Source organism: Nocardia lijiangensis NBRC 108240 (genome assembly GCF_001613045.1).
Lineage (GTDB): Bacteria > Actinomycetota > Actinomycetes > Mycobacteriales > Mycobacteriaceae > Nocardia > Nocardia lijiangensis.
Genome location: NZ_BDBP01000087.1, coordinates 1 through 10,278, shown reverse-complemented (window position 1 = coordinate 10,278; position 10,278 = coordinate 1). Strand labels below are relative to the sequence as shown.

General features: G+C 68.8%; 11 protein-coding genes. 4 read left to right on the top strand and 7 right to left on the bottom strand.

What is annotated here, in order from left to right; all coding sequences use genetic code 11:
• Positions 1–743: 743 nt before the first annotated feature.
• The 5 genes from NL1_RS28125 to NL1_RS28105 form a co-directional block, all read right to left on the bottom strand.
• Positions 744–1,073, bottom strand: coding sequence for an SH3-like domain-containing protein (locus tag NL1_RS28125; protein ID WP_067845390.1), 330 nt, complete (start codon positions 1,071–1,073; stop codon positions 744–746).
• Positions 1,070–1,780 carry a thiocyanate hydrolase subunit gamma gene (gene scnC, locus NL1_RS28120; protein WP_067845389.1) on the bottom strand — a complete coding sequence of 237 codons (711 nt, stop codon included), beginning with the start codon at positions 1,778–1,780 and terminating at the stop codon, positions 1,070–1,072. The genes NL1_RS28125 and scnC overlap by 4 nt, the downstream gene beginning before the upstream one ends.
• Positions 1,777–2,079, bottom strand: coding sequence for an SH3-like domain-containing protein (locus NL1_RS40325; RefSeq protein ID WP_067845388.1), 303 nt, complete (start codon positions 2,077–2,079; stop codon positions 1,777–1,779). Before NL1_RS40325 ends, scnC begins: the two co-directional genes overlap by 4 nt.
• Complete coding sequence (locus NL1_RS40320; RefSeq protein ID WP_067845387.1) at positions 2,076–2,501, bottom strand: SH3-like domain-containing protein; 426 nt, start codon at positions 2,499–2,501, stop codon at positions 2,076–2,078. The genes NL1_RS40325 and NL1_RS40320 overlap by 4 nt, the downstream gene beginning before the upstream one ends.
• A gap of 188 nt (positions 2,502–2,689) precedes the next feature.
• Positions 2,690–4,000, bottom strand: a complete 1,311-nt coding sequence (locus NL1_RS28105) for a Dyp-type peroxidase (RefSeq protein WP_067845386.1) — start codon at positions 3,998–4,000, stop codon at positions 2,690–2,692.
• Positions 4,001–4,106: 106 nt separating this feature from the next.
• On the opposite strand from NL1_RS28105, the gene NL1_RS28100 reads away from it, so the two are divergent.
• The 3 genes from NL1_RS28100 (at position 4,107) to NL1_RS28090 (ending at position 5,530) form a co-directional block, all read left to right on the top strand.
• Positions 4,107–4,556, top strand: a complete 450-nt coding sequence (locus NL1_RS28100) for a MarR family winged helix-turn-helix transcriptional regulator (RefSeq protein WP_067845393.1) — start codon at positions 4,107–4,109, stop codon at positions 4,554–4,556.
• Positions 4,557–4,655: 99 nt separating this feature from the next.
• Positions 4,656–5,105 (top strand): hypothetical protein, encoded by a 450-nt coding sequence (locus NL1_RS28095; protein ID WP_067845385.1) that lies wholly within the window; start codon positions 4,656–4,658, stop codon positions 5,103–5,105.
• Positions 5,106–5,227: 122 nt separating this feature from the next.
• Positions 5,228–5,530 carry a hypothetical protein gene (locus tag NL1_RS28090; protein ID WP_067845384.1) on the top strand — a complete coding sequence of 101 codons (303 nt, stop codon included), beginning with the start codon at positions 5,228–5,230 and terminating at the stop codon, positions 5,528–5,530.
• A 109-nt stretch (positions 5,531–5,639) separates the two neighbouring features.
• Here the strand turns inward: NL1_RS28090 and NL1_RS28085 are convergent, their stop codons facing one another.
• Both NL1_RS28085 and NL1_RS28080 read right to left on the bottom strand, forming a co-directional pair.
• Positions 5,640–6,434, bottom strand: coding sequence for a hypothetical protein (locus tag NL1_RS28085; protein ID WP_067845382.1), 795 nt, complete (start codon positions 6,432–6,434; stop codon positions 5,640–5,642).
• Positions 6,435–6,533: 99 nt separating this feature from the next.
• A complete protein-coding gene (locus NL1_RS28080; RefSeq protein WP_245673590.1) occupies positions 6,534–8,762 on the bottom strand; it encodes a hypothetical protein in 2,229 nt (742 codons plus the stop codon).
• 136 nt (positions 8,763–8,898) lie between these two features.
• Between NL1_RS28080 and NL1_RS28075 the strand changes: the two genes are divergently transcribed.
• Positions 8,899–10,278 (top strand): acyltransferase family protein (locus NL1_RS28075; protein WP_245673588.1); only part of this gene is annotated, 1,380 nt, incomplete at its 3' end.

The following is a 10,278-nucleotide window of genomic DNA, read 5'->3' as shown; positions in this document are numbered from 1 at the left end:
GGAACCAGAGCCCGAGCCGGAACCGCAGCCCGAGGACGACAAGGAGCTCGGGGCCCGTGACTGGATGGACCCAGCCTCACCGGACTACCTCGACCTCTAGTGGTGTTGCGGGTGTTGCGGAAACGATGCGGACAGGCCCGCCGCGGCGAACATGCCAGTGCCGCAAAGCTTTCGCACGGTTCACATAGGCGCCGTCTGTGTAGAGCGCGCAGGAGGTGGGGGAAACGGCGCACACGAGTCCGCCGTGCCGGAGTTCCCCGGAACGCCCCTGCCTAGGCGCCGACTGTGTGAGGTGTGCGGAAGGTGGCTGGCGACGACCCCGGGCACGCCGCAGCGGATTACCCCTGCGGCTACACAGATCTCACGCACGTCTCATACAGGCACCGTTTGTGTAAGACGTGCGGAAGGTGAATCGCTCGCTGAGCCCCCTTCTGTCGCGATACCTGTGGCGCTGACCCGGCCGCACCACAGACCTTTCGCACGCCTCACATAGGCACCGGCTGTGTGAGGCACACGAAAAGTGTGTGGGAACTCGCGAGAACAGCCGCGTTGGGATCGACGGTTCCTGCCTTTTGCGGATCCGATCGGGGCAGCTGGGTAAATCTCGCGATCGGATCGGGCCGACGTCCGCAAACTCGCGCCTACGGGCCGAAAGTCAGCAGGTCCCAGCTGTTTCGGTGAGTTTGAAAGGGAAGACCCGGGCAGCGAGGTATTCCGCTGCCCGGGCCTTCGAGTCGGATGCGCTATTCCCTGTGGAACCGTTCCCGGATGACGTCCATCCGCGCCCGCAGTTCCCCGGGACTGATGACCCCTCGGTCCATCAACGTGTGGGCCGTGATCACCGCGGACCGGGCGCGCACGGGGAAATCGTGGTAGATCGTTTCCCCGAGCGCGTCTTCGGCGTGGCGGCGTTCGAGGTTGTCGAAAGCTCCACGCCACGAGAGGCATTCGCATGTCGCCTGCATGCTCGACTCCCACGGGTCGGGCTTGCGGTCGAGTTCGGGGAGGCCGGATTCGCGGGTCGTTCCGGGGGTGAGGGTGTCCAGTAGCACGTCGTAGGGTTCGCCGGTCACCGGCGCGCCTCCCTTCGCGTGGCGTCCTCGACCCGGTTCGGTGGTTTCTGGGCGGTCCAATCGACTTGGGGCAGCGCGACGCCGATCATCGTGTCGCGGGTGACGATGGCGGCGAGCTGTTCCTCGGTCCAGCCCTCGGTGCCCTCGGGTCGCATCGGCATGACCATGAAACGGGACTTCTGGTTCGAATCATGGACTCGGATCTCGACCTCGGGCGGGAAGTGCAGGCCGAATTCAGCGAGCACCTCGCGGGGCCAACGAACCAGGCGGCGACGGTAATTGGGGGTTCGGTACCAATCGGGGGACATGCCGAGCACGGGGCGCGGATAGCACGAGCACAGGGTGCACACGATGACGTTGTGCACTTCGGGGGTGTTCTCCAGGACGTAGAAGAAGGTGTAGTCGCTCGGTGTGCCGGAGCCGGTGGGGTCGCGCCAGTCGATGCCGACCTCTTTGCAGGTCTCGGTGCCGTCGGCGAGCAGTCGCGCCTTGAAGTCCGGGTCCAGCCACGCCTTCGCGACCAGTTTCGATCCGCCGTGCGGGCCGACCGCCTCGGCCCATTCGGAGAACCGGCGGTGGTCTTCCTGGGAGAAGAGGCCCTTCTCGATGGCGAGTTCGCGGACCGCTGTTTCCAGCACCTCGAACTCGCTGATCTCCGCACTCGCCTGGATCGGCGTGTGCGCCCCGTGGTCGTGGGTGTGACTCACTGCGAATCGTCCTCCTCTGCGGGTTCGAGCCAACGCTCGGAGACCTCCGTCTCCAGGGTGTCGGCGTCGAAGCCGGTGTAGTTGGGCCACAGCTCTTTCTGGCGAAACCGCACCACGTAGAACGGCTCGACGCGGCCGTTGTCGCGTCCCCACGCCTCGTCCTCGGGGATGATCCATTCCGGCCGGTATTCGACGACGACGCCGGTCCGGCCGCGGGTGTAGCTCTGGGTGCGGGTGTGGAACATCGAGGTGGCGTCGCGCACCGTCACACGATCGCCGATGCGGTACTTGCGGGTCATGCTCGCTCCTTCAGCCGGGCACGCACCTCGTCCACCTTCGCCGACAACTCGTCGGGGGTGATCAGGCCCTTGTTGACGAGGACTTTCGCGGCGACGGTCGCCCAGCGCGCGTAGTAGGGCAGCCCGAAATACAGGGTGGCGCCGAGGTCGTTCTCGGCACGGCGGCGTTCCTCGGAATTCCACACCCCGCGCCACCCGAGGCATTCGCAGGTGACGTAGGTGTTCATCTCCCACGGTTCTTCGACTTTTTCCCGGTATTCGATCGGGATGTCCGGTTGGCCGCCCACGTCGTGCAGCACGTGGCGCAGCGCGGCGAACAGCTCGTTCGAAATGTCGTACGGCGAGTCCAGCGGCTGGCGGAATACCGGCGCGATATCCGCGACCCGGTACTGGAGCTGGTCGAATCGATTCGGTGAACTCATGGTGGCGGCTCCGTTGTTGCGGCTCCGATGTCCCCCGACACGATGCGGCGCGCACCGGCTGAGGGCAGGCACTGGGGATGTGACCCCCATCGCGGTCGCTTTGTCAGGTTGCTAACGATACACGCAACATTTGCTGAGCTGAAGAAGCCGCGCTACGCCCTCGAGGCGGTGGTCCTGAATCCAGGCGCTCAGCCCCACAGTGCGTTGGCGATTGACTCGCCTTGTGCAATACCCGGTGGGATTGCGAAGAATGCGCTGCCGGTGTGCTGGATGAGCGGATTCAGGCGGTCGCCTGCGGCGAGGGCGCGCTGGGCCGCGACGAACTGCTCGGGCGGATTGTTCATGTAGGCCGCGAACAGCAGGCCTGCGTCGAGCTGGTTGTGGCCGCCGTGGGTGTGTTCCGGGGTGCCGGGGGCGTGGGTGTGGGCTTCTTCGGCCGCGCCGCCCGCGTTGGCGATGAGGGTGCCGTAGTCGTAGTTGTAGCTGCGGCGGAGCATGGGGATGTCGTGGACCAGGCGGACGTGCGCGGCGGCCGGGATGGCGAGTTCGCCGGTGGGGGTGCGGGATTCGAGGTCGACGGGGTCGAATTCGCCGGTTCCGTGCAGGGGTGCGCCATCGCTGCGACGGCGGCCGATGATGGCGTCCTGCTCGGCCAGCGGGAGTTGGTCCCAGTCGGCCGTTTTCATGCGGATCTTGCGGAAGACGAGGTAGGTGCCGTCACGGAGCCAGCCGGGCTCGTCGGGGGAGTCGATCCACACGGTGCGATCGAACGTGGCCGTCCCCGGTCGCGGGTTGGCGGTTCCGTCCTTGTGGCCGAACATGTTTCGCGGTGTACCGCCGTCGGCCGGGCGGGTGAGGAAGCCGTGCTGGGTCCAGCGCATGCGGCCGAGGCCGGGCATGCGCGCACGGAGGGCGCGAAAGGCGTGGCTCACGATCTGGGCGTCGTCGGCGCAGATCTGGGCCAGCACGTCGCCGCCGCTCCATGCGGGATTCAGTGCGTCGCCGGGGAATTCGGGAAGCGGGTGCAGGTGGCGCGGCCGCTTGGCGGCGAGGCCGAAGCGCTCGTCGAAGAGCGAAGGGCCGAGTCCGAAGGTGAGGGTGAGCCGGGCCGGGTCGAGATCGGTGGCGAAGTCGGTGTGCGTGCTGAAACCCGGTGCGGTGCCCGGGCTTTCCGGGACGGGGTTGCCGGTGGTCAGGGCTGCGGCCGTGGCGGTCCACCCGGCCAGGAGTTCGCGGAGTACGGCGCGATCCGGTCGCGCGACGTCGACCGAGAGGAACAGCGCGTGCGATTGGGCAGCAGTGGCGATGCCGGCTTGCCTGGGGCCGTGGAAGGGCTCGGTGCGGGACGGGGCCGCGGGATCGGGTGCTGTCGCGCGCCCAGCGACGGCGCCGACGGCGGCCGCTCCCGCCGTGGCGAGGCCCGCGCCGAACAGGGTGCGGCGGGTGACACGGGCGGCCGGTGAACCGGAATTACTACTTGCGGTAGTACTTTCGCTCATGTGGCGACAGCGTAGCGGCGCGAGGGCAATCCTTCAATAAGCCTGAAGGTTGGCGACTCGTCCACCCGTGCCGCGCCCGGGGGTCGCGGTGCGCGAAACTGAACTCGTGACCTCCGAGAACGCCCGACCTCGACCGCCCGCGATCAGCGCCTCCGTCATCGTGCTGACGCTCGCGCGCACGGTGGAGACCGAGCTCGGCGCCGCCCTCGCCCCGCTGGATCTCACCATCAGCAGGCTCGGGCTGCTCGGTCACATCTCCGGTGTTCCGGGTGCGTCGTTCAGTGATCTTGCGCGAATGTCGGGCATCAGCGTCCAGAGCGTGCACGCGGCGGTGAAGGCGCTCGCCGCCGCCGGGCTGGTGCGCGATCGCACGGCGCGGGCCGGGTCCGCATCGACGATCGAATTGACGCCCAAGGGTTCTCGGCTGCTGCGCAAGGCCGAGGGGGTTCTCGCCGAGGTGGACGAGCGGTTGTTCGGCGCCGAAGCCGATCCGATTCGACGCCAGATCGGCGCGGCCATTCTCGCCGCCTTCGCCGACGGATTTCCGTCTCGATGACTTCCCGCGCCTCGGCGAGGTGATTCACCACACGCCCTTCAGTCTGCCTGAAGCTTTCGGCTAGGCTTCAGCCGAACTGAAGGATGAAGGAGTCGATAGTTGAAGCATGTCTTGCTGTCGGTGCATGTGGTGGCGGCCATCGTGTTCGTCGGCGGCTCGGCCGTGGCGTCGAGCCTGTTCCCTCGGTACGCGCCGGTCACGGCGGGTGCGAAGACCCGGGATCGGGCCGAACGCAGCGTGGCGGTGGCACGAGCGCTGCACCGAGTCACCGGTACCTACGCGGCACTCGGGCTCATCGTGCCGGTCGCGGGCATCGTGCTGGCCGCCGTGCAGGGCCGGATGGGCGAAATCTGGATCACGCTGGCCATGACGCTCACCGCGGTCGCGGGCGGGCTGCTCGCGGTTCAGATCCATCCGATGCAGCGCGACGCGCTCGCCGAACCCGACGACGGCAGGCGGCTGCGCATGCTCGGGATGCTCGCGGGCATCTACAACCTGCTCTGGACCGTGGTCGTCGTGCTGATGATCGTCCGGCCGGGCGCGGCCTGAACCCCTCTTTCCGAACGGCTCGACCTGCGGCGATCGCCCGCGGCGGCGTCGCGCGGAAACCCACCTCGCAGCGCGTTGGCACTATGGCTTGGACGGTAGTTGCTACGAGGAGGTAGGTGGAGATGGCTCGAATTCCCACGGCGCTGTTGGCGGCCGGTGGACTCGGCGGTGGTTTCGCGCTCGCGCAGGCGACCAAGAAGCGGGAGCTCGGCGGCGTGGTGTTCGCGGCGGCGACCGCGGCCGCGCTGCCTCGATGGCGGCAGGCGGTCGGCACGGGTGGGGCCGCGGCGTTGACGGGGCTGTCGGTGGGCGCGCTGGGAGCCTCGCACCCGCTGGCCAAGAAGATCGGGGCGTGGCCGTCGGTGGCGGTGGTGTCGGGTGTGGTCGCGGCAACGGCCTGGGCGACGGTGGATCGCCGGGCCTGACTCGGACCGCGCTGACTCTCCTACGTCAGCGCGGTATTCCGCAGGGCGGGTCCGATGTGTCGTCGGACCCGCCCTGTGCGTAATAGGTTGTGTACTAACGAAATAGCAGCTACACGGCGGGAACCTCACCGGCAGGCGGTGCGACGGGAACCTCGGCGGCAGGCGGTGCGACGGGCGGCGCCAGGGACCCCTCCACCGCGCCGACGATCGCGCCGATGCCCGCTCCGGCCGCGGCGAACGGGAGCGTCACCATACCGATCGCCAAAGTTGAGGCGATGATCGGCATGAAGATGAACCCGGCGGGCGCGAAGGGGAGCGCGACGACCAGACCGACGGCCGCACCCATTACTGCGGCGATGGCCGCGATCGGGGAGGCGACGACGGCGCCGACGACCGCGCCCTGGACCGCGGTGCCGATGACGTCGGCGGCGATCTGGTCGGACCGCGAGGCGTCGACGCCTGACGCATGGATTGCGCCGGACAGGCCGTTCTGCGCGCCCATCGTGGCGTCGTTGATCACCACGGCGACCTCGGGTGCGATGAAGTCGGGCCTGCCGACATCGACGTTGCCGATGCGGATCACATTCGACGGTGTGGGCGCGACCTGGGCGGCGGGCACCATCACCTCGGGTATTTCGGCAGCCGCCTCCGGTGCGGGTTGGGCCGGGTCCGCCGCGATCGCCGGAACGATCGGCAGCGGGATCGGGAGGTGGAACGGCGCGGCGCCGAAGATGCTCGTGCCGAGCGCAAGCGGGTCGGCGACGGCGGGCGTCGGCTCACCCGGCGGTGTGTCGGCCACCGCGGGTGTGGCCGTGACCACCGCCGCGGAGAGTGCCCCGACGACGAGCGTCGCCGCGCGCAGGGAGAAGGAATGGAACGGGATTACTGACTTCTGTGTGGTCATACGTCGTCCTCATTCGAAGAGCGGAGAATCCTACGAATCTTGATTCGGAGCCGCTTCTCATTCGGATGAAACGAATTTCACACATGGCATGCCACGCGATCAGTTCTTCGCGTCGGCCATCTGTTCGCCGACGTCCGGCTGCGCGACCTCCGGCGCATCGTCCGATCGCCGGCGCCCGCGCAGGTGCGCCCACTGCAGCACACCGAGACCCACCAGGCCCGCGATCGTCGTCCCGATCCCGATCTGCCAGCCCGGCGGACGCCAGTCGACGACCAGTTCGGCGTTGTGGGTGCCGGGCGGGATGTCCACCGCGAGGAAGGTGCGAGCCACGGCGAGGGTGGGGAGTTCGCGGCCGTTCAGGGTGACGCTGTGGCCAGGCCAGGTGAGGCGGGAGAACACCACGCGTCCACCGGTCGCGGAACTGACCTTCGCGCGGATGGTGATGTCGTCGTAGGAGCCGGTCGAGGTCGCCGTGACGCCAGAGGTGTGCGCGATGGCCCCGTCGCGGGTGGAGGCGGGACCGCCCTGGCGTTCCAGCACCCAGATGAAGCGCTCGTGCCCGCGGTAGTCCGCCCACTGCCAGCCGGGCGGGGCCGGGTGGTTGCGCGCGTCGGGATACTGCGCGCGATGCAGGACCACCCGGTCGACCTTCATCAGGTCGACGACCGGCACGCCGGTGGACGGCTCGTCGGCGAAGACGCGTCGGAACGCATCCGGGCAGGTGCTGCCGTCCCAGGCCATGCAGAGCAGTCCGGCGAATCCCGTGTGGCCGATGGGCGTATAGGCGTTGACGTAGTCGAGTTCGAGCGCCTTGGCGTAGTTGCCGATGGCCAGTGATCCGTACGCGCCCGCGAGACTGCGATCCTCGCGGGCGACGATCGCCCGGTCGGCGAGTTGCAGCGTGAGGCCGTCGAAATCGGGGAAGGCGGCCCGCATCTCGGAGCGCCGTTCCGGGAAGTTGTAGGACAACGGTGTCATCGGCGCACTCGCCACCTGCGCGAACGCGATCGGGAACATGGCGACGATGGTCAGCGCGCACGCCGCGACGATGCCGCGCTTGCGCGCCAGCCACACCACCGCCGCGCCGAGCGCGGCCACCGCGACGACCGCGAGCAGATGGCGCAGCACCAGTTGCGGTGCGGCCGAGAACGATCGGACGAACAGCAGTCCGATCAGCACCCCGGCGGCCGTCGCGCGGCGCCGCGACGACGCGAAAGTGCCGTAGTGGCTGAGCAATACGCAGACCAGCACCAGCAGCGCGATGGCCACCATCGGCAGCACCCGCGCAGGCCAGCGCAGCGGTCCGATCGCGCCGGGGCCCGCGGTCCACATGAGCACCGCGGTCGCGAAGAACGCGATGCCGCTGAACTCCCGCACGGACCGGCGCGCGGCCCGCCAGTCGATGAAGGCGAGCGCGGGAATGAGGAACCACGCGATGTAGACCATCGGCAGCGGCTGCACGTGACCCCACCACGCGGTGAACGCCGGTGTGGTGCTGGGCAGGCTGGCGTTGAGCGATTCCGACCACGGCACGGTCAGGAAGGGGTCGTTGTGGATCTCCGCGCTACCGCGCCAAGTGACCTGCGAGGAGAGGATTCCGGAGAGGTTCGCGATCGCGGCGGTCATGGCAGCGCAGCCGGAGGCGAGCATCAGCCGCACGGTAGGCGCCCACCGCTGCTGGTGGACGATTTCGCCCGCCGCGACGGCGACGATCACCAGCGCGGATTCCACCGCGGGGAAGGCGTATTGGACCGTGAGCGTGAGGTACAGGAAGACGAACACCGGAACGGGTCCGCTGCGTCCGCGCGCGTAGTTCACGCCCGAGGCCCAGGCGTGCACCATCCACGCGGTCGCGACGTGCGGGGTGAACCAGCTCGCCTCGTCGAAGAAGAGGAACCAGCCGCTGAGCGGGAAGGCCACGCCGGCGACCGCCGCCCACGGCGCGCGGGCGTTGTAGGCGAGGCAGATCCGGTATACGCCGAGGCCCGCGATGATCGAGAAGACCAGCTTCACCAGGGTCGCGTAGAGGGCGAGATTGTCCATCGAGGGCGCGATCAGGAAGACCAGCAATTGGGGCGGGTTGTAGAGCCCGGCCTCCTCGAGCGTGTAGTTGCCCGCCATCCATTCGTGTGGAATGAGGACCGGTAGTCGACCCTCCCGTAGCTGGTTTCCCAGCGCCACCCACATCGGTGCGTACTGGGCCTCGGTATCGTCCGTGTAGTAGTGACGCGGATCGGCCAGCAAGACCGCCAGGTATCCGGCGATTACTCCGAGCGAGGTAACCGCCCCCCACTTCAGCCCTACTCGGCGCGATACGGCCGCCGCGATTGTGCTCACAAGGGGCGCAGCGTATTAGCACCGCATGAACGAAGCAAGAACCGATTGGTGACATTTGTCCGTTTATTGGGTGTCGGTGGTCGGTTGGATTTTGCATCTCCGCACGTGATAAGAGGGTTGTCATGTCATGTTCACCGTCTGTCCACCGCGCGGACACCCGAGGCCGCAGCACGCGGGTCCGGTGCCGGTCGACGGCTCGATGAGGGCGCCGGACGAAGGGTCGCCCACGGTCGGCTCCGGCGTCGCAGGCAGCGGGCGGGCCGGTTCGGTCATCGCCCCCGCGGGTGCGGCTCGGCGAAGTCCGCCCCTCGACCGCGCATGGCCGCAGCGGTACGCACCACGGGTGCGGCCGGACGACGTCCGTCGGCGGACCGGCGCATGGCCGCAGCGGAAGGACGCTTACCGCCACGACCTCGACGGGCTGCGCGGCGTCGCGATCGCCCTCGTGGTGGTGTGCCACATCTGGCTCGGCCGGGTCTCCGGCGGCGTGGACGTGTTCTTGGTCCTCTCGGGCTTCTTCTTCACCGGCTCGCTGCTGCGGCGCGCGGAGTCGACCGGCAGGGTCGAGCCGGTCGCCGCGGCGCGACGGCTCGGCAAACGGCTGTTGCCCGCGTTGGTGCTGGTGCTGGCCGTCGCCGCGGTCGCGACGGTGCTGATTCGCCCGTACACGCAGTGGGCGGAGGCGGCGACGCAGACCCTGGCTTCGCTGCTGTACTACCAGAATTGGTACCTGGCGCTGTCCTGGGCCGACTACCTGGCCGCCGACCCGTCGGTGAGTCCGTTGCAGCACCTGTGGTCGATGTCGGTGCAGGGACAGTTCTATCTGGTCGCGCTGGCCGGAATCGCGTTGCTGGTGGCCGTCGTTCGCGGGGTCGGTCGCGCGTCCGCGTTGCGGCCGGCGGCGGCGGTCGTGCTCGGCGCACTGGCGGTGGCCTCGTTCGTCTACGCCGCGCGGGGCGCGGAACTGCACCAGGGCTGGAACTACTACGACAGCCTGGCGCGGGCGTGGGAGCTGCTGGCGGGCGCGTTGCTCGCGGTGCTCACGCCGAAACTGGCGGTGCCGCGGCTGTTTCGGGTGCTGTTCGCGGTGGCGGGAGCGCTCGTCGTGCTGAGCTGCGGCTGGCTGACCAACGGCGCCAACGAGTTTCCCGGGCCCGCGGCGTTGATTCCGGTGGGTGCGGCCGTCGCGCTGATCCTGTCCGGTACTGGGCTGTCGACCGCCGAACAGCCGCTGCCCAACCGGTTGCTCGCGGCGGCGCCGATGGTCCGGCTCGGCGAACTCGCCTACGCGCTGTACCTGTGGCACTGGCCGATCCTGATCTTCCTGCTCGCCGAGCGCGGCACCCCGACGGCAGGCATCGAGGGCGGGCTCGCGGTGCTCGCGGTCTCTTTCGTGCTCGCGTATCTGACCCACCGGTTCGTCGAGGTGCCGCTGCGGGCCGGTGCGGACACCCGCCGAGCCGACTATCGCCGCCGCGCGGGCCGGGCGGTCGCGGCCGTCGGGGCG

Excerpts from the sequence above, each read along its gene's own strand:
- NL1_RS40325 (WP_067845388.1), bottom strand. The coding sequence starts at position 2,079 with ATGACCCGCAAGTACCGCATCGGCGATCGTGTGACGGTGCGCGACGCC.
- NL1_RS40320 (WP_067845387.1), bottom strand. The coding sequence starts at position 2,501 with ATGAGTTCACCGAATCGATTCGACCAGCTCCAGTACCGGGTCGCGGAT.
- NL1_RS28105 (WP_067845386.1), bottom strand. The coding sequence starts at position 4,000 with ATGAGCGAAAGTACTACCGCAAGTAGTAATTCCGGTTCACCGGCCGCC.
- NL1_RS28090 (WP_067845384.1), top strand. The coding sequence starts at position 5,228 with ATGGCTCGAATTCCCACGGCGCTGTTGGCGGCCGGTGGACTCGGCGGT.
- NL1_RS28085 (WP_067845382.1), bottom strand. The coding sequence starts at position 6,434 with ATGACCACACAGAAGTCAGTAATCCCGTTCCATTCCTTCTCCCTGCGC.